Source organism: Cyclobacteriaceae bacterium, assembly GCA_025808415.1.
Lineage (GTDB): Bacteria > Bacteroidota > Bacteroidia > Cytophagales > Cyclobacteriaceae > UBA2336.
The window spans coordinates 1,362,102-1,380,795 of the sequence record CP075525.1 but is presented as its reverse complement, the minus strand read 5'-3'; the positions used below and the strand labels follow the sequence as shown (position 1 = coordinate 1,380,795).

Here is an 18,694-nt window from a genome sequence, read left to right as displayed (position 1 = left end):
AAAAAAATCTGTGACGACTGAACACAAGGGTTCATCGAACACAGATTATCTTTTCAGGCTGTTAATTTTGTTGCTGGCGTTCTTCTTTTATTTTTTTCTCCTCAATCAGGTAAGCTGCCCCAAGGCCAAGGCCACCAAAAATGAAGAGCATAGAGAAGTAGGCTACCTCTTCCATATTATAAGTACGGTCAAGGAGGTAGGCAATCAGTAACCCCACACCTGCCCCAATAAAAAGTAAGGATGCCCGCAACGTTCCCGATGTGCCGCCACGCTGCTTCTTGGTAAACAATGATGGGTCAACACCCCGCTCAATCATTGCCATGCGTTCGGTGTTTTCATACCTGCGCAAATAAATAATCATCGTAAATACGCTAATGATCGCTACTATGGGTATCATTACGCCTAATACTGCTGGATCCATAATTCAAGGTTTTAAGTGAAATCTGTGCCTATGACGCTGGATTTTCACCTCAGGTTACAAGTCATCACCAACCTGTACAGGCCTTATGGTGCTTTAGTATTGTATTCGTCATTATTCCTGTAACTTTAGGTTAAAGCGCTGCGTCCAAGCGATGTCATGACAGACCCGGATTTTGCTATTATCGATCGGATTATTGCCGGTGAGCAGCCAATGTACGCTGAACTGGTGAACCGGTATAAAAGTTATGCCTTTACCCTTGCGCTCAAAATCCTGGAAAACAAGCCAGAGGCTGAAGAAGCTGCACAGGATGCTTTTATAAAAGCCTTTCACCACCTGGGTAACTTTAAAAGGGATTCAAAATTTTCAACATGGCTTTACCGCATTGTTTTCAATACCGCGGTAAGTTATAAACGCAAACGTAAAGCTTCGTTTCAAAGCATTGAAAATACCATTGTTGAATATGGGCAGGAGGCGGAAGGCATATTGGAGCGGAACGATAAAAAAAAGTACATCCAGCAGGCCATGGCAAAATTAAACGAAGCCGACAAAGTGGCGATAACCTTGTTTTACCTGGAAGAATTCTCGCTTGAAGAAATAGCGGACATTACCGGTATGCAGGCGAATACGGTGAAAGTACGTGTACACCGCGCACGTCAGCGATTGGCGGATGAATTAACATTGATCTTGAAAAAAGAAGCATTAACTTTATAAGAGAAGTTATGGACAAAATACCACAACCTTTAGATAACCAACTGCTTGACCTTATTGATGGCACACTGTCGGCCAGCGATAAAGAAAAACTGGAGCAGCAACTGGCCGCATCACCCGAACTGAAAAGGCGGTTTGATGAACTTGTTCAAGTGAATTATACCTTAAAAAGCTCAGTACCTGATCAACCCTCAAAAACCTTTACCCAACAGGTAATGGCCAAACTCGACAGTTACCCGGTGCCCACGGGCCTTTCGGCCAGAAATGGATTGTTATTGTTGGCCGGTGTGCTTGTTGCCATCGGCATTGGTTCATTATTGCTGGCCAACGGTGTTTTTGATTCCCCCGGCTCTATTGATTTAAACAACATGGTGCTGCAAAATCAATACATGAAGGAGCCCTTGCCTTCTATACCGTTTAATGGAAAGTTGGTGGTGAACATTATTATCATGTTAAATATTATCCTTGCTTTCCTGGTACTGGACAGAACTATTCTAAAACCCTGGTTTGATAAACGGGCCGATATGCACTATTGAATTTTGACTCGTTCACTTCTCAGCCACAAACCAACACCCAGGTATAATAGCGAAGGAACAACACCGCTAATGGGTGAAATAAAGATTAACGACTGCGGGGCAATTGAAATGTATCCATCAATCACCAAATGATTGATTAACGCATCTTCAACGGCATGCAACAGGATAACCGGCCAGATAGAGTTGGTCAACCGGAACAATTCGGTAAACATAACCGTCCAGGCCAGCATATTAACTAAAGCCACTACCAGAAACCCTACCCTGCCTATTGGTAAAACTGCATTGATCATCGACTCGGGAAGAAAAACAAGGTAATACGGTGCATGCCACAAACCCCACACTAAGCCGGCCATCAGGTAAATGACATAATCCTGTAAATTTAATTTCACCAGTTTCGATGTGAGGTAGCCTCTCCACACCGATTCTTCAAATACATTTTTAATGATGTTGAAGCCCAGGAGGCTGAAAAACATTGTAAAAAAGGCAGCAGTATTAAAATTTGAAAAACCAATCCACCCGGTGAAGTAACCAACCAGTAGTGTAACTGCGGTAACAACCGGAAAAATTAAAAGTGAAACCAGGTACCATTTGAGATTGCCCAGCAGGTTAGGTTTTAATCCGGCATCTTTCCAACCATCGCCCATAAAGGTGCGCAGCACAATAACCACCGCCAGTGGAACAGTAAGCCACAGGGCCATGCCCAGCGTCTCTTCTTCGGTTTGATCGGGTATGATGGCAGAATCTATCCACACGCCCAGCCAACCAATAGAAAGGGTTACCGTAATAAAAATGATAAGGTTTTTGATTGACGGTCTTTCCATGAGCTTATCAATTTGAGCAAACTTTTAGATTACAGAAAAACCGCTAAAACTACCTGCCGTCCTTTTTTGCTTCACACTCAATCTTCCAATCTTTGGCAAGTGCCAGCTTCCCTATTTTAGCCTTTTTGATGATGTCTTCCTTTTTTGTTTTGCAGCCATTGTCAATAAAATGGTAGCGTATACCGTTGATCGTAAAATTGTAATGGCAGGTTTGCGTGGACATTTGTTTTTTTACGCAGGTCAATTCTACCTCGTCTTCAACGGAAGAAACCGTAAATCCCGATAGCAAGAATAAAATTATAACGGTAACAACTATTCGGTTCATGGTGTAAAGATAAGCGCAGGCATAAAAAAACCCTGTATTGCTACAGGGTTTTAGTTTATCAATTATCAAACCAAAATTAATAGCGGTAGTATTCGGGCTTAAAGGGGCCTTTTACTTCCACACCGATATATTTTGCCTGCTCAGGAGAAAGCGTTTCCAGTTCAACACCTATCTTCTTCAGGTGAAGCATGGCAACTTTCTCATCCAGGTGTTTTGGCAGCATGTAAACTTTGTTTTCATAGTTGCCGGCATTATTCCACAATTCAATCTGTGCCAGGGTTTGGTTGGTAAACGAATTTGACATCACGAAAGAAGGGTGGCCCGTAGCACAACCCAGGTTTACCAGGCGGCCTTCCGCTAAAAGTATAATCTGGTTTCCGTTTTTCAGTGTGTACAAATCAACTTGTGGTTTAACCTCATCGCGGCTGGCATTGGCCTTTAACCAGGCTACGTCAATTTCGTTATCGAAGTGACCGATGTTACATACGATGGTTTTGTCCTTCATGGACTGGAAGTGGCGATCTTTCACAATACCGAAATTTCCGGTAGCGGTTACAACAATATCGGCTTCTTTAACGGCATCGTCCATTTTTTTAACGGCATAGCCATCCATCGCTGCCTGCAAAGCGCAAATAGGATCGATTTCGGTTACGATTACCCGTGCACCTGCACCACGCAATGAAGCGGCCGAGCCTTTTCCTACATCGCCATAGCCGGCAACCACCGCTACTTTTCCGGCCATCATTACATCCGTGGCCCTGCGGATGGCATCAACTAACGATTCCTTGCAGCCATACTTGTTATCGAATTTCGATTTGGTTACCGAGTCGTTAATGTTAATGGCAGGTAGTGGTAATTTACCGTTATTCTGGCGTTCAATCAGTCGGTGGACACCGGTGGTAGTTTCTTCTGAAATACCTTTGATACCCTGTACCAGTTCAGGATAACGATCCAGCACCATGTTGGTGAGGTCGCCACCATCATCCAGGATCATGTTCAACGGCTTGCCGTCTTTAAAAGCAAATAAGGTTTGTTCAATGCACCAATCGAATTCCTGCTCATTCATGCCTTTCCAGGCAAACACCGGGATGCCGGCCGCAGCAATGGCAGCTGCTGCATGGTCCTGCGTTGAGAAGATGTTACAGCTAGACCATGAAACTTCGGCCCCCAGTTCAATAAGTGTTTCAATCAATACAGCCGTTTGGATGGTCATGTGAAGGCAGCCGGCAATGCGTGCACCACTCAATGGTTTCTGCTTTCCATACTCTTCGCGAATGGCCATTAAGCCAGGCATTTCAGCTTCAGCCAGTTTAATTTCTTTACGGCCCCATTCGGCCAGGGAAATGTCTTTTACTTTGAATTTCAACGTTTCAACCATCATTTTAAATGTATTTTCGGGGTTTTAATTAAGTATATGCTCGTTAAGCAAGGGCAAAAATACCATAAAGGTTTTAAATATCCTTATACGCTTTTAAGCATGCTGTAATAACTGCAATGTCCTTAAATTGTTTGAACCTTAATTGAAATACTCCTGTTCACTTGTCATTATTTTAAGCATAATCCATGAAGCAAAGAATTAGGATTGACGTTGTGTCGGATGTGGTTTGTCCGTGGTGTTACATCGGTAAACGAAGGTTGGAGAAAGCCCTACAAAACCTGGCCGGGAAATATGACTTTGACGTTACGTACCATCCCTTTGAACTTAATCCGCAGCTGCCGGTTGAGGGTGTAAATCAAAAAGAATACCTGGTAAATAAATTTGGGGGCGAGGAACGCTACCACCAAATCACTGCGCATGTTACCCGCGTTGCGGCTGAAGAAGGCCTGACTTTTAATTTTCAACAGCAGGCTGTTTCACCTAACACACGCCATGCACATCGCATAATCCAGTGGGCGCTGCCGTTTGGTAAACAGGCGGATGTAAAAGAGGCTTTGATGAAAGCTTACTTTACCGAGGGTATTGATTTAAGCAAACCTGAAAACCTGGCCTCAGTTTCTTCATCTGCCGGGCTGAATAAAAATGATGTGGAAGCCTTGCTTCAAACATCAAACGGACTGGCAGCCGTGGAACGTGCTGGAAAAGAAATGCAACAACTTGGTATAACCGGGGTGCCTTTTTATATCATCCAAAACAAGTATGGCTTGTCGGGCGCTCAACCAACTGCTATTTTTATGGAAACCATTGAGGAGGCCGCAAAACAAACCACGGAGTAAAATCTACTTTTTCTTCTTTTTGCCGGTTTTAGGTTCTGGTTTGAAGCCGGCCAGGTCCTCGTGCCTGATTATGGAAGCCCAAATACTGGTTTTGCCATTATCCATGCGCGTCCACACCGGTATAATGATTCCATTGTTGGCCGCGATACTTATTTTTTTTCCGAAAGGAACATCAGCCGAAGGCAGGAATGGTTTGTCGCTGATTTTTACATTTTTAAACGAAGCACCGTTGTCAATCGAATAGGCTAAGTAAACATCCGTTTGGTTGTCTTCATGGTCCCTGCGATCATAGTAAACGATGTAAATAAAACCACTGACATGATCAACCGCCATGGCCGGCATAAACTGGTAGCTACCGGGGTCATCATCATTTATCCGCAAGGGCTGTGTCCAGTTATCACCAAAGTTAAGTGAGCGCATAAAATAAATATCGGTGTCTTCGGCCATGCTTTCTTCCGACCACACCATATACAACGCTCCATTGAAAAGACTTTTACTGTTGTCGCACACCAGTGTAGGCAAACCCATTACTTTCTGTATCCCGGGCACAGAAAAACTACTGCCACCGGCCTGCTCGGTTACGGCAATATCACTCGACAGCCAAGTGTTGCCACCATCGAAGGAACGATCGATATAGATAACGCCATCGTAAGTCCACGCTACAAACAGGCGCCCTTCGCCCGATATTGCGGGCACGGCACCTCGCGGTGTTATATCATTATCATTACAACCTCCCGCTTTAGAAATAACTACCGGCTTCGACCATTTTGACCCACCTGACGACTTGCTGAATAAAACCTGGGCTTTACAGCCTTCATCCGTATTTCCATATTTGTCCATCTGCGTCCAGGCAACAAAAACATTTCCTTTTCGGTCGGTTATGGCACCGGGGTTGTATTGATCCTTTGGCGGATTAAAACCAAGGGAGTTGCCATCATCCCAGGTTGTGCCTCCATCTTTTGATTTTTTTATCACTATGCGATCAAGCCTTTCGCTGCCGGGCTTGTTTTTTCCTTCAGGATTTGCGTGATGGATATAATACATGCTGCCTGAAAAATCAGAAACCAATACAGGGTTATCCCAAACTCCAAAAGCAGCGCGCGATTTTGATTTTGTCCACGATAAGCCACCATCGTTTGAGGCATACACGTGATCGGGAAAAGCCGCCACCACAATGTTATCGGGTGTTTTATAATTGATGGCAATGGTCGGCTCAACCGGGTAACGGCCTTGTTTGTCGGCCATACTGTCGAGCAGTATATTTTTGAATTGACCATAACCGGGGTTCATTAACCCAATCGCAAACACAAAAATCATTGTACCTCTTATCATGACTCACCTTTAAATAGTTTTTTTACGAAGTCGCCAGCGCGGTTCAAATTTTCTGTAATGGGTGCTGCCAGCGGAACATCAAGGAATTCAAGGTTGTTGGCGCCCTCCGGAACATATTGTTCCGGATACACTATAAGAATATTGTTTTCTTTGAAATACTTGGATAACTGATACGGCAATTTATCGAATGCTGCCACATATGAAAGTGTTGCTTTGCGGGCTGATACGATTACAAACAAATCATCGGATTTAACTTCTCGCGCAAGCACTAAAAAATCTTCCCAATCATCAAATTCCTGCACCTTCATGTCCATCGGGTTTTTGTACTCAGTATTGAGCTTCAGGGCCGCATCCAGGGAAGATCGGGAACCATAGAAGGTAACTTTTGATCCGGTTTGCAAAGCCAGGTTATGTATCCGGTCGAATAATTTTTCAAAACCTGATTCGTACTCGGCCTTTTCCGGCATGGCCACAATAATTTTTTGTATCGTATTGAGTGGTTGCACCGACTTGTAAACAAAAATCATCTTGTCGATAGCCCGCAATAAAGCATCTGATTTTATTCCTAAAAAAGAATCAATCAAGCCGCTCTTGTTGTGCCAGCCAACAATAACTTCAGAAATATCCTTCTCTTTAACCGTATGGGCAATGCCACTTGAAATCTTCAAATCGTAACGGATAATCGTTTCAAAACGTTGGTCCGAACCGGCTGCATACTTAGCGGCCTGCTCCATAACTTTATCGGCTTTCTTGCGCCTGTTTGTTGCCCTGTCTTCATGGTCATCAATTACATGCAACGCATAAAGTGGTTCTTTATTTTTTGGATCCTTTATAAGGGATGCCAGGTTGATGGATTCTTCAAGTGAATCAGGATTAGCAATGGATATGAGTATCTTGTCGCGTGGGATATCTTTTGTTGAAATGGCGGCTTCTTCTTCCGTAACCGCTATTTTTCGGGCAGCGCGTTCAACGGCCATAGAAGCCACGGTGCAGGTTACCAGAATCATAAGAATGGTACCGTTAAGTACATCTTCATTCAATAAGCGGATGGGTTCTCCCGTTTCGGCTTCCCCTAAAATGATATTATAGCCGACCATTACTGCCGCCAGGGTTGCTGCCGCCTGCGCACTGCTCAGGCCAAAAATAATTTTACGTTCATCATCGGTAAGTTTAAAGGTGCGTTGCGTGGCATAAGCCGCTAAAAATTTTGCCAATAGTGCAATGCTCGTCATGGTTACCGCAACAATAAGTGCCATCGGGCCTTTTAACATAACCCGCAAGTCAACCAACATACCCACGCCAATCAAAAAAAACGGGATAAACAATGCATTGCCCACAAACTCAACACGGTTCATTAAAGCAGATGTATGCGGGATGAATTTATTTAAGGCCAGCCCTGCCAGGAAAGCGCCAATAATAGCTTCCACTCCGGCCATTTCGGCAAGGAAGGCAGCAAGAAAAACCATGCCCAGCACAAAAATGTATTGCGATATCTGGTCATCGTAACGCTTGAAAAACCAGCGCGCCAGAAAAGGAAAGCCAATGAGAACAACGGCTGCAAAAATAGTTACCGATATACCAAGCCGCAGCCAAAAACCTTGCCCGATATTGCCATGCGCCATGCCGGCTATTACCGCCAACACCAACAGTGCCAGTATATCGGTAATCATGGTGCCGCCTATGGTAATAGTAACGGCCCTTGTTTTTGAAATACCCAAGCGACTGGCAATTGGATAGGCCACCAGCGTATGCGAAGCAAACATACTGGCCAGCAGAACAGAAGTCATTAAACTGTATTGAAGCACCAGGTGGCTTACCACGGTACCTAAAATCATGGGGATTAAAAAAGTAAACAGGCCAAACACAATACTTTTTTCCTTATTCTTTTTAAAACCGGCCACATCCATTTCAAGCCCCGCCAGAAACATGATGTATAACAGTCCAACCGTTCCGAACAGGACTATACTGCTATCGCGCAACAGGAAATTAAATCCGTGGGGGCCAATCAACACACCGGCAATGATCAGGCCTATGATGTGGGGGATTTTAAATTTATTCAAAAGAATAGGTGCAAACAAAATAATAAACAACACCAGTGAAAAAATGAGCACTGGGTTCTTTAGCGGAAGTGAAAAATCAATGATGGCTGCAAGCATATATCAAGCCTTGAATATATGTAAAATAGAAAGCAGGATAAAGAAAAAATACCGGGGTTGTTTTCAGGAAATCTCTTCTCCTGGTTTTGTTTTCCAGCGTTCGTGCAACCATAACCATTGATCAGGATATTTTCGCACTTCCGCTTCAATTACATCATTAAGGCGTTGCGTATTCACCAGCATATCGGTGGTTTCGTCTCCGGTTTTAACCAATTCCACTTCGGGGTAAAAATTTACTTCCTGCATACCATCGTCACGCATGTGATAGAAAACCGGCACAATCGCAGCACTTGTTTTTAATGCCAGCAAGGTTGCACCAATGGGTGTTGCGCACGGCTTGCCAAAAAAATTGGCAAATACACTTTTTACTTTGGTGTCCTGGTCGATGAGTATGGCAATCGTTCCACCGGATTTGAGGGTCTTGATAAGGCGCACGGTTTCCTTACCACGTTCAATAGCCGATGCCCCCAGTTTGTTCCGTTGTTCCCACAGCAGGTTGGTGAGCCGCTGATCTTTCATCGGTGTACCAATGATCAACGGTTTGTAACCGCGAAATGCCAGTTCGGTGGCCACAAACTCAAAAGCCCCCAGGTGTGCCGTAAGAAAAATAACTCCCTTGCCTCGTGCATAAGCTTGTTCGGCTATTTCAGCACCGTTAGCTATGCGGATTTTCTCAAAACGATCCAGTGTGTCGATCGGAAATGCGCGAATAATATCACCGGCATTCTTACCCATCTTAACAAAAACACTTTTTGCCAACTGTGCAATTTCACGTTTGGATTTTTCATTACCATAGGCCAACGTTAGGTGCGTTTTGGTAAGCTTTCTGGAGCGTGCTGCAAAGTGATAGGAAAATCTACCCAGCAAACCGCACAAAGCCAACCATGCTTTGCGCGGAAACAATCGGGAAACAAAAATCATAAACCGGATGGCACCCAATAAAAACGGGTAGCGTATTTTTCTGCGGATATGTTTAACTTTCATTTCCTGTAGTTACAGGCGGCAAAGATACTATTTCCAAGCTTCTACTGATGAAAACACTGATTCTGGTCCGGCATGCAAAATCAAGTTGGAATGACCCGGCCCTGAGCGATTACGACCGGCCACTAAATCAACGTGGGCTGCACGATGCCCCACGTATGGCCAAACGGTTTAAAGAAAAGGAAATTACACCCGACAAGCTTGTTACCAGTTCGGCCAGGCGCGCCCAGGACACCTGCAACATAATAGCCGGTATTATTGGCTATCCGGCAACAAGTATTATTTCCACCAGGGCCCTCTATCATGCCGATGAAGACCAAATACTGGCCGTTGTGAAACAACTGGACGAACCCGATGATGTTATCATGTTGTTTGGTCACAATCCCGGATTCACCGATTTTGTAAACCGATTAATGAACATCCACATCGACAATATACCCACCTGCGGTATGGTTGCTTGCCGCCTGCCGGCAGACGCATGGAATAACGTAAGCTGGGGATCGGGAAAGTTGCTCTTCTTTGAATTTCCTAAGCAAACCAATTAAATGCCTATCGGAACAAGTTCCTGCGGTTTCTTTTTCAGCATGCCAACTTTATTAAACCGATACCCCATGGCAACCCGAAAAAGTGATGTGGTAGAAGTTAACCGCACCTGGTCGAAGTTAGCGCTACGGGTTTGCACAGCATAACCCACACCACCAAAAACCCGATCGCTGTTATATCCCAAACCCAACCGAAGGTTGGTTATCAGGTTCATCATGTTTTCGGTTTGCAGTGTACCGGGTTTCTCGTACTGTATCCAATGATTGCCCGGCCCGGTGGTAAGCGTTCCATTCACAAAAAAATCGCGATACACTAACGTGTAGGAATATCCTGCCGACAAGGCTAAGGTTGTATTGGATACCAACTCAAAACCCGATCCGGTCGGATCACCCTGGGGGCGCGTTGAAACAATTGCGGTGTCAGCCGAAACTTTGAGCAAATTCAATGATCCGCCTATCAAAGCCGATCCTTTACTGACCAATTGCCGATCGATATAATTGAATGCCGAACGCAGGGAGAACCTGCGGTTGTTCAGCACGTATATGCCGGCCAAACCTGTATTGCGGGTACTTATATCCGGACGTTGCGGGTAAGGTTGACCGGCAGGAATACTCACCGACTTATCATCAATGTAAAACCCCTTGTACTTCTGGTAGTAGGCATCGGCCATAAATTTTTTCGCCAGCATGTTAACCTGTAAGTCACGGGCATCGGACTCCCCGTAAATAGTTTTGCTTCGTTCGCTTAGTGGTATGGCAAATGTTGCTTCCAACACGACATCAAACAAATAAGCGCCAAAGCCAAAAGTAAATGAGTTATTGGTGGCATAACGTATGCGTTTGGTAATACGCTTTTTATCACGAACAGAGAAATTCAAATCGCGTTGCTTCAAAACAGGCCACACGGAGAATCGTTCCGGGAATTCTTCTACGTAAACTGCCCGTAGCGAATCCGTTACGGGCTGGCTGTAGGCTGCCAGCGATAGTAAAATAAAAACTACCGGTGTGGCTTTTTTCATTTAAAGAATGTACTCGCTTAAGTCCTTATTTTTTGCCAGGCCGCTTAGCTTTTGCTGCACCATTTCGGCATTGATGCTGAGGTGTGAATTGGCCGGTATTTTATCGGGTACATCAAACAGGAATTCATTTAAAAGCCGGCTCATTACCGTATGCAGCCTGCGTGCCCCGATGTTTTCGATTTCGGTATTGATGGTGAAAGCCGTTTTGGCCAACTCGTCAATGGCTTCATCGGTAAATAAAATATCCACGCCTTCGGCAGCAAACAGTGCCTGGTATTGCCGGGTTAAAGCATTCTTAGGTTCTTTTAAAATGCGTATAAAATCTTCGTGGGTAAGGTTGTTCAACTCCACACGAATAGGGAAACGCCCCTGAAGTTCAGGTATCAGATCGGATGGTTTACTGATGTGAAAAGCACCGGCCGCGATAAACAATACATGGTCGGTTTGGATAACGCCATATTTTGTATTGACCGAACTACCCTCTACGATGGGCAATAAATCGCGTTGAACACCTTCCCGGCTTACATCGGGGCCACCACCACCTTTTTTTGAGCCCGAAGCGATCTTATCAATTTCATCAATAAAAATTATCCCTGCATTTTCTGCGCGCTGAATGGCTTCCTCTTTTACTTCATCCATATCAATAAGCTTGGAGGCCTCTTCCTCCAACAATATCCTGCGCGCTTCGGCCACCATTACCTTTCTTTTCTTCGCTTTCTTCGGCATCATGCCGCCAATCATTTCCTGAAGGTTCATCATGGAAACTTCATCGATCATGCCCGCCCCAATCATGCCAATGTTTGGATTGCCGGAAGGCTTTATGTTAATATCGATTTTACGTTCCTCCAGTTCACCATTCTTCAATTTTTCACGAAACAGTGCGCGGGTGCGTTCATTCAACTCCACATCACTTACCGGTACATCCTGTGGGTTGTTTGCCGAGGGAATAGGAAACCCGCTTTGCACAGGTCGCTGGCGCATGGGCGGGATGAGCGAATCGAGAATAATATCCTCAACAATCAAGGCAGCTTTTTCTTTTACCTCTTCCTTCTTTTTAGCTTTTACCATATTCACCGACTGCTCCACCAGGTCGCGCACCATGCTTTCAACATCGCGCCCAACATAACCTACCTCCGTAAATTTCGATGCTTCAACTTTCACAAAAGGCGCATCGGCCAGTTTAGCCAGCCTACGGGCGATTTCTGTTTTGCCTACACCGGTGGCACCAATCATCAATATGTTGTTCGGAACAATTTCGTTGCGCATTTCCGATTGCACATTCATTCTCCTCCACCGGTTGCGCAGCGCTATAGCAACATTTCGCTTGGCCTCGTGCTGGCCGATAATATATTTGTCGAGCTCTGTTACAATTTGCTGAGGCGTTAAATACTTTGGATCCATCATAATACTCGCTTCTTAAAAATCATTTCCTGAAGATTGGCCGCTAATGTAACGGAATAATTTGCATTACCCACACTGTACCGGCTCTGGCTAACAACCACATCAATCGATTTTATTTTAGCGGCCAGCCCAACACTAAATCCACCTCCGCCTCCACCCTGCTGTGCTTTCAATTCTTGCTGGCGTAGTGAATTGTAACCCACTAAAACATTAATGTTGCGGTGAATCAATAGCTCCGTACCTATGGTTAAATGGCTGAATATTTTGTTTAACGTGCTTCGCACTTCTCCCTCACCGTATACATCACCCGGCCTTACCAGGTTGTTTGCCGTAAAGGAAAAACGTAACGGCATATGTTCAGGTTTAAAAGTAGCACCCAGCTGGACATCGAAAGGTAAAGCGGGTTGATTGGTCTCACTATAATCTGAAAAGTGAAACCCAAAATTTTTAATAACTAATCCAACCGTAAAATCACGCTCGGGGTGAACAAATAATCCACCCAGGTCAACTGTGAAAGCTGCGGCACGAAATCCAGCCAGGTTGGAAAATAAAAACTTTGACGTGGCACCGACACGGAAATTCGAAACACGATGGCTCATAGAAAAGAGCAAGGCTGTTTCACCTGACCGGAAAGTGCCGGTTGAAAGACCCGTGGCATCGGTCCCTTCCAGTTCACCGTAGTTCAAATGCTGAACGCCAACAGAGCCTACAAAATTCCTTCCACGCCTGAAACTCCCGGCAAAAGAAGCCTGTCCAACATCGGCCACATAAAACATATATCCAGCCGATGCCCAACCGATAAGGGAGTCGCCCGCCAATGCAGGGTTACTGAAAAAGAAATTCACATCGGTGTCGGTAAGCGAAACGTTTACCCCACCCAACGCAGCCAGTCGCGCGTTTTGCGGAAGCTTTAAAAAAGAATATGAGGTTGTGCCGGATTGTTGGCCGAAGGTTACACTCACCGATAACCAAGCCATAATCAACCACCACGCATTTTTTACCAACCGCAATTTTCTGTTGTTTATTTTGACTCTCTAAACTAACGAAGGCAATTGGGTTGATATTTCTCAAGCCGTAGCCTTTGCTTCTGTAAAGGTAAACTTCATCGGGTTCTTTACCTTGTCTTTTAGCAGGGCAATTTTCAATACATCATCAACCGTATCGACATAATGAAAAATCAACCCCTTTATATAATGCTTTTCGATTTCGTCAATATCGCGTTTGTTTTTTTTGCTGATGATGATTTCCTTGATACCGCTGCGCTTGGCCGCCAAAATCTTTTCTTTAATGCCACCTACCGGTAATACTTTGCCGCGTAAAGTAATTTCACCCGTCATGGCAACTTTCGACTTTACCTTACGCTGGGTGTAAATGGAGGCAAGCGAAGTAAACATGGTAATGCCTGCAGAAGGGCCATCTTTTGGAACAGCCCCGGCCGGAACATGGATGTGCAAGTCGTATTGCTGGAAAACACGATGGTCGATGCCTAATTCTTCAGCATGCGATTTCAGGTACGACAGTGCCGCCATGGCCGACTCTTTCATAACATCGCCCAACTGGCCGGAAATAGTAAGGCCACCCTTGCCTTTGCTCAGGCTTGATTCAACAAATAAAATTTCACCGCCTACCTGGGTCCAGGCCAAACCGGTTACAACACCGGCAATTTCATTTCCCTGGTATAATTCTTCATCAAAAATTTCGGCCCCTAATACTTTGCGGATGGTATCGTCCGTGATCTCCTTTTCAAATGTGTCTTCCATCGCTACCGATTTGGCGATATGTCGTACCACACTTCCGATTTTACGCTCGAGATTGCGCACACCGGATTCGCGCGTGTAACTTTCAATAATTTTAGCTACAGCTTTCTTATTGAATTTTACATCTGAATTTTTCAGGCCATGCTCCGCCAGTTGTTTGGGCACCAGGTGCCGCATGGCAATTTCAATTTTTTCTTCCTGTGTGTAACCGGTTATTTCAATAATCTCCATTCGGTCGCGCAAGGCCGGATGAATGGTATCCAATGAATTGGCGGTGGCAATAAACAATACTTTCGATAAGTCGTACTCTACTTCCAGGTAGTTATCACCGAAGGTACTGTTTTGTTCGGGGTCTAACACTTCAAGCAAGGCTGATGATGGATCGCCCCGGAAATCGGAACGTACTTTATCAATCTCATCTAAAATAAACACCGGGTTACCGGATTGCGCTTTTTTTATGTTTTGCAAAATTTTTCCGGCCATGGCACCAATGTAGGTCCTGCGGTGGCCGCGGATTTCAGCCTCATCGTGCACGCCACCCAACGACATGCGCACGTATTTTCTGTTAAGGGCAGTGGCAATAGAACGGCCTAACGAAGTTTTACCCACACCCGGGGGGCCGTACAGGCAGAGTATAGGGCCTTTCATGTCCTGCTTTAATTTCAGCACTGCCAGGTACTCCAATATTCGCGTCTTAACTTTCTCTAATCCAAAATGATCTTTGTCAAGTATTTTACGGGCCTTCTTCAGGTCGAAATCATCTTCAGTGAATTCATTCCAGGGCAAATCCAGGATGAACTCCACATAATTCATGGCAATGGGGTAATCAGGTGCAGCCGGATTAGTGCGCAACAATTTATCAAGCTCTTTATTAAAGTGGTCGGCAACAGCCTTCGGCCATTTTTTGGCTTCACCTTTTTTGCGCAGGGCTTCAATCTCTTTATCGGGTGTATCGTAGCCAAGTTCGTCCTGCAGCACTTTTATTTGTTGCCGTAAAAAATAATCGCGTTGTTGCTGATCAATGTCGGTGTGCACCTTCTTTTGGATTTCGCTTTTGATTTCCAACATCTGGATTTCGCGAAGCATAAATTGCAGTAATAAAGTACCCCGGTCCACAATGTTTTGGGTTTCCAGGATGCGTTGCTTTTCGGCTACTTCAACGTTAAGGTTGGAGGCCAGGAAGTGGATCAGAAAAGGTGTGCTTTGAATGTTATCCAATGCTACATGCGCCTCTTGCGGTATCTCCGGGTTTAACCTGAGTATTTTAAATGCAGCATCGCGTAAAGATTGAACCAGGGCTTTAACTTCTTTTCCGTCAAGTTCAAGGGCGGGCTCGGGTTGAAGTTCAATGGTGGCGGTTAAATAAGGTTCTTCTTGCAAAAACTCCTTCACGTGAAAGCGGTTCTTTCCCTGTATGATAATGGTAGTGTTGCCATCGGGAAGCACCAACATTTTAATGATGCGCGCCACCGTACCGGTTCGGTAAATATCTTCAACGGTTGGCTCTTCGGCCTGCGCATTTTTTTGTGCCACCACCCCAATAATGCGGCTACCCTGATAGGCCTTCTTCACCAGTTTAATCGACTTTTGGCGGCCAACCGTTATGGGAATAACAACACCCGGAAATAATACCGTGTTTTTGATGGGCAGTATGGAAAGTTCATCCGGAAGATCGGCTTGTTTTAGATCCGTGTCCTGTTCAGGATTTATCAGTTGTATCAGATCATCCGTTTCGTCCTGAACCATTTGAATGGGTAATGCCTTAAACATGAAGATAGGTGTCAAATTGGCACAAAGCCAAAGGTATTAGTAATAATATCAATAGTCCGCTTATTCGACAATAGTAGTGCCAAGCCCACCGGCCAGCCATCCGGGCTGGTTGTAAAAGAAGCAAAATTGTTTCAACTTTAAAGATAAGGTAAGTGGTGATCTAACCCTTATGACGTGAAAAAGCATTTTTTAATCTTCTCAGCAGTATTTTTTCAATTATGGTCACTTTCTGTCGCGGCTCAAAAGCCCGACAGGAAGTTTAAGAGCGGTGGTGTGGTTCAACTGAATGATAGCCTGACAACCTACGGCCAATCTGACATTTTTAACTTCCCGAATGTGAACAAGACACCTTACTATTTCGATAAGGTGAAGTACCAGAAAATTATTCAGCCGGGTAACACAACCGAAAAAGAACGCTACCATTTACTGAAAGGTTACGTGCAGAATTTTGGTGTTGAGAACTTTTCACGAAATACAGACCTGATCTGGAAGCTGGCCAAACTTTCGGAACAACATGGACCACCGGGAGAAGCGATATTGTTGTACAAACTGGTGCTTAAACACCACCAATATGATATTGATGGAAAGAAAGTGCGCCAGGAGTATGACTCCTTGATGAAAAACAAGAGCGATTATTTTGTTCCGCTAAAGTATTATTATGAATTAGTGGCCTACCGAAAAGAAATTGACACGCTTCGACCACCACACGGTGTGCTCATTAACATGGGGCCTGGCGTTAACTCCCCAAAAGCAGATTACGGACCAACAATCGGTAATGTTGATACCATACTCCTGTTCACTTCCAAGCGCAACATTCACCCACAAACACTGGAGCGGAAATACGATGAAGACCTCTTTTACAGTGTGCAGGAATTTGGCTTGTGGATGGATGCCGTAGAATTTAAAACCATCAACACCAGTTACAACGAGGGTTCGGCCTGCCTGAGCAAAGATGGGAAACACCTTTACTTTGCCCGTTGCGATTCACCCGATTCAAAAGGAAGTTGTGATATTTTTATTGCCGACCTTAAAGCAGACAACACGTGGGGAAATGTACGCAACCTGGGTGCGAACATAAATTCCATTTACTGGGATTCACATCCATCGCTTTCACACAGTGGCGACACCTTGTTCTTCTCATCTGACCGCAAAGGCGGATTTGGCATGACGGATATTTATTATTCGGTAAAAGATTTGAAAGGCGAATGGCAACCCGCCAAAAACATGGGGCCGATCATAAACACACGTGGGCAGGAAGTGAGCCCCTTCTTTCATCACAAGTTTAAGGTACTTTATTTTAGCTCAAACGGTCACCCACTCAACTTTGGTGATTTTGATATTTACAAATCGTACAAACAAGGTAACAACTGGGCTGAACCAAAAAATGTCGGGCCACTGGTAAACGGACCAGGCAGTGAATATTACTTCACCATCGATTCAAAATCAGAAAAACTTTATTACGCCCGCTCGGAAGGTGATGACCCTGCCAATTTAGATTTACATTCTTTTCCTGTTCCGATGGAAGCACAACCGGAGGCGATTGTAACCTTAAAGGGATCATTGACCAACCGACAAACCGGTAAACCTTTAAAGGGAATTGTTTCTGTTATCGATCTGGATTATGGCGTTGAGGTTTCTCCTAAATTCTTACGACCCGATGGAACTTTTGATTTCAAGTTGATTAATAAACGTAACTACCTGCTCATCATTCAGGGTGAAGATTACTTCCGTATGGAAGAAATATTCTTTTTGGATGGCGATATGGAAATCAACAAAGAAACCGAACCACTGGAAAGCAAGATTGCCTTCAAATCATTGGAGTTTGAAAGTGGCAAAGCCGATATACTACCCGCCATGCACCAGGATTTAAATATGCTGGGTAATTTCCTGATCGACCATCCTTACCTGAACCTCACCATCAGCGGTCATACCGATTCGGAAGGCCGCCCCGATGCTAACCTTAGGCTTTCGCAGGCAAGAGCCGATGCTATTCGCGCTTACCTGATGTATGAATTTAAAGTTGACCCGAATCGGATCACCGCTACTGGGTATGGCGGAACAAAACCAATTGTTGATGAGCGAACTGAGGACGACAGGAGACTAAACAGAAGAGTGGAGTTTGAAATCAAGAACAAAAGAGAGTAACTTAGAAGCATGAGAATATTTATCACACTTCTGATAGGCTGCAGTTTTGCATCTGTATCAGCACAAGAAATTCAATCAAATACTGCCACTATAGCGTTGAAAAGCGAAATAAAGCCGTTATTTGTTGTCAATGGTGTACCTACTGCTTACGATGATCTGAGTTTTGTTAAACCAAACGACATCGAGTCGATTGAGGTGCTGAAAAATCAAAAGGCGATTGATCGGTTTGGTGAAGCTGGGAAAAATGGTGCGGTGCTGATTACCCTCAAAAACTTCAAGAAGCTGGAAATAGATGACAAGCCTGACAATCATACTTCCACGATAAAATTGCATTCGCTGTCAACTGGTGTTCAACCACTTTTTGTGCTTGACGGGAAAATTATTCAGCAAAAAGAGGTTGAGAAAATCAATCCTCAAAGTATTGAATCCATTGAGGTTCTTAAAGGTGAGAAGGCCACAAATCAATTCGGTGATAAGGGCAAGAATGGAGTGGTCGTGATTACCTCCAAAAAGCCGCCAATAAAAATACAATTGGAGGAAAATTAATTGTAACTGAACTTTATTAA

Annotated in this window: 17 protein-coding genes; 6 read left to right on the top strand and 11 right to left on the bottom strand. The window is 44.5% G+C overall.

Annotation, left to right across the window (positions count from 1 at the left end):
• Positions 1 to 61: 61 nt before the first annotated feature.
• Entirely contained in the window at positions 62 to 421 is a 360-nt protein-coding gene (locus KIT51_06515) for a hypothetical protein (GenBank protein UYN87900.1), read from the bottom strand.
• A 156-nt stretch (positions 422 to 577) separates the two neighbouring features.
• Here KIT51_06515 and KIT51_06510 point away from each other — a divergent pair, with 156 nt between their 5' ends.
• On the top strand, positions 578 to 1,132 hold the full coding sequence (locus tag KIT51_06510; protein UYN87899.1) for a sigma-70 family RNA polymerase sigma factor: 555 nt from the start codon (positions 578 to 580) through the stop codon (positions 1,130 to 1,132).
• An 8-nt stretch (positions 1,133 to 1,140) separates the two neighbouring features.
• Positions 1,141 to 1,665, top strand: a complete 525-nt coding sequence (locus KIT51_06505; protein UYN87898.1) for a hypothetical protein — start codon at positions 1,141 to 1,143, stop codon at positions 1,663 to 1,665.
• On the opposite strand, the gene KIT51_06500 is transcribed toward KIT51_06505, so the two are convergent.
• The 3 genes from KIT51_06500 to ahcY form a co-directional block, all read right to left on the bottom strand.
• Positions 1,659 to 2,486, bottom strand: coding sequence for a CPBP family intramembrane metalloprotease (locus tag KIT51_06500; GenBank protein ID UYN87897.1), 828 nt, complete (start codon positions 2,484 to 2,486; stop codon positions 1,659 to 1,661). The genes KIT51_06505 and KIT51_06500 overlap by 7 nt on opposite strands.
• Positions 2,487 to 2,535: 49 nt before the next feature.
• On the bottom strand, positions 2,536 to 2,811 hold the full coding sequence (locus KIT51_06495; protein ID UYN87896.1) for a hypothetical protein: 276 nt from the start codon (positions 2,809 to 2,811) through the stop codon (positions 2,536 to 2,538).
• A 76-nt stretch (positions 2,812 to 2,887) separates the two neighbouring features.
• Complete coding sequence (gene ahcY, locus KIT51_06490) at positions 2,888 to 4,189, bottom strand: adenosylhomocysteinase (GenBank protein UYN88515.1); 1,302 nt, start codon at positions 4,187 to 4,189, stop codon at positions 2,888 to 2,890.
• Positions 4,190 to 4,374: 185 nt separating this feature from the next.
• On the opposite strand from ahcY, the gene KIT51_06485 reads away from it, so the two are divergent.
• Entirely contained in the window at positions 4,375 to 5,025 is a 651-nt protein-coding gene (locus KIT51_06485; protein UYN87895.1) for a DsbA family oxidoreductase, read from the top strand.
• Between the two features lie 3 nt (positions 5,026 to 5,028).
• Here KIT51_06485 and KIT51_06480 read toward each other — a convergent pair whose 3' ends face one another.
• The 3 genes from KIT51_06480 to KIT51_06470 all read right to left on the bottom strand — a co-directional run bounded on the left by KIT51_06480 (position 5,029) and on the right by KIT51_06470 (position 9,497).
• Positions 5,029 to 6,315 (bottom strand): exo-alpha-sialidase, encoded by a 1,287-nt coding sequence (locus tag KIT51_06480; GenBank protein ID UYN88514.1) that lies wholly within the window; start codon positions 6,313 to 6,315, stop codon positions 5,029 to 5,031.
• Between the two features lie 38 nt (positions 6,316 to 6,353).
• The gene (locus KIT51_06475; protein ID UYN87894.1) at positions 6,354 to 8,513 is read right to left on the bottom strand and encodes a cation:proton antiporter; all 2,160 of its coding nucleotides are present in this window, start codon (positions 8,511 to 8,513) and stop codon (positions 6,354 to 6,356) included.
• A 63-nt stretch (positions 8,514 to 8,576) separates the two neighbouring features.
• A complete protein-coding gene (locus KIT51_06470; protein UYN87893.1) occupies positions 8,577 to 9,497 on the bottom strand; it encodes a lysophospholipid acyltransferase family protein in 921 nt (306 codons plus the stop codon).
• Between the two features lie 47 nt (positions 9,498 to 9,544).
• On the opposite strand from KIT51_06470, the gene KIT51_06465 reads away from it, so the two are divergent.
• Positions 9,545 to 10,039, top strand: a complete 495-nt coding sequence (locus KIT51_06465; GenBank protein ID UYN87892.1) for a histidine phosphatase family protein — start codon at positions 9,545 to 9,547, stop codon at positions 10,037 to 10,039.
• Here the strand turns inward: KIT51_06465 and KIT51_06460 are convergent.
• From KIT51_06460 to lon, 4 genes are read right to left on the bottom strand one after another with little or no spacing between them, the layout of a single operon-like run.
• Entirely contained in the window at positions 10,036 to 11,055 is a 1,020-nt protein-coding gene (locus tag KIT51_06460) for a DUF4421 family protein (protein UYN87891.1), read from the bottom strand. The genes KIT51_06465 and KIT51_06460 overlap by 4 nt on opposite strands.
• Positions 11,056 to 12,459 carry an ATP-dependent protease ATPase subunit HslU gene (gene hslU, locus KIT51_06455; protein ID UYN87890.1) on the bottom strand — a complete coding sequence of 468 codons (1,404 nt, stop codon included), beginning with the start codon at positions 12,457 to 12,459 and terminating at the stop codon, positions 11,056 to 11,058.
• On the bottom strand, positions 12,456 to 13,466 hold the full coding sequence (porQ, locus tag KIT51_06450) for a type IX secretion system protein PorQ (GenBank protein UYN87889.1): 1,011 nt from the start codon (positions 13,464 to 13,466) through the stop codon (positions 12,456 to 12,458). Before porQ ends, hslU begins: the two co-directional genes overlap by 4 nt.
• Before the next feature lie 57 nt (positions 13,467 to 13,523).
• Entirely contained in the window at positions 13,524 to 15,983 is a 2,460-nt protein-coding gene (gene lon / locus KIT51_06445) for an endopeptidase La (protein UYN87888.1), read from the bottom strand.
• Positions 15,984 to 16,157: 174 nt separating this feature from the next.
• Between lon and KIT51_06440 the strand changes: the two genes are divergently transcribed.
• Positions 16,158 to 18,128 (top strand): OmpA family protein, encoded by a 1,971-nt coding sequence (locus KIT51_06440; protein ID UYN87887.1) that lies wholly within the window; start codon positions 16,158 to 16,160, stop codon positions 18,126 to 18,128.
• 9 nt (positions 18,129 to 18,137) lie between these two features.
• Complete coding sequence (locus KIT51_06435; protein ID UYN87886.1) at positions 18,138 to 18,674, top strand: TonB-dependent receptor plug domain-containing protein; 537 nt, start codon at positions 18,138 to 18,140, stop codon at positions 18,672 to 18,674.
• Positions 18,675 to 18,694 lie beyond the last annotated feature (20 nt).

Excerpts from the sequence above, each read along its gene's own strand:
- KIT51_06485 (UYN87895.1), top strand. The coding sequence starts at position 4,375 with ATGAAGCAAAGAATTAGGATTGACGTTGTGTCGGATGTGGTTTGTCCG.
- KIT51_06505 (UYN87898.1), top strand. The coding sequence starts at position 1,141 with ATGGACAAAATACCACAACCTTTAGATAACCAACTGCTTGACCTTATT.
- KIT51_06510 (UYN87899.1), top strand. The coding sequence starts at position 578 with ATGACAGACCCGGATTTTGCTATTATCGATCGGATTATTGCCGGTGAG.
- KIT51_06475 (UYN87894.1), bottom strand. The coding sequence starts at position 8,513 with ATGCTTGCAGCCATCATTGATTTTTCACTTCCGCTAAAGAACCCAGTG.
- hslU (UYN87890.1), bottom strand. The coding sequence starts at position 12,459 with ATGATGGATCCAAAGTATTTAACGCCTCAGCAAATTGTAACAGAGCTC.
- KIT51_06465 (UYN87892.1), top strand. The coding sequence starts at position 9,545 with ATGAAAACACTGATTCTGGTCCGGCATGCAAAATCAAGTTGGAATGAC.
- KIT51_06495 (UYN87896.1), bottom strand. The coding sequence starts at position 2,811 with ATGAACCGAATAGTTGTTACCGTTATAATTTTATTCTTGCTATCGGGA.
- lon (UYN87888.1), bottom strand. The coding sequence starts at position 15,983 with ATGTTTAAGGCATTACCCATTCAAATGGTTCAGGACGAAACGGATGAT.
- ahcY (UYN88515.1), bottom strand. The coding sequence starts at position 4,189 with ATGGTTGAAACGTTGAAATTCAAAGTAAAAGACATTTCCCTGGCCGAA.
- KIT51_06480 (UYN88514.1), bottom strand. The coding sequence starts at position 6,315 with ATGAACCCCGGTTATGGTCAATTCAAAAATATACTGCTCGACAGTATG.
- KIT51_06500 (UYN87897.1), bottom strand. The coding sequence starts at position 2,486 with ATGGAAAGACCGTCAATCAAAAACCTTATCATTTTTATTACGGTAACC.
- KIT51_06460 (UYN87891.1), bottom strand. The coding sequence starts at position 11,055 with ATGAAAAAAGCCACACCGGTAGTTTTTATTTTACTATCGCTGGCAGCC.
- KIT51_06470 (UYN87893.1), bottom strand. The coding sequence starts at position 9,497 with ATGAAAGTTAAACATATCCGCAGAAAAATACGCTACCCGTTTTTATTG.
- KIT51_06435 (UYN87886.1), top strand. The coding sequence starts at position 18,138 with ATGAGAATATTTATCACACTTCTGATAGGCTGCAGTTTTGCATCTGTA.
- KIT51_06515 (UYN87900.1), bottom strand. The coding sequence starts at position 421 with ATGGATCCAGCAGTATTAGGCGTAATGATACCCATAGTAGCGATCATT.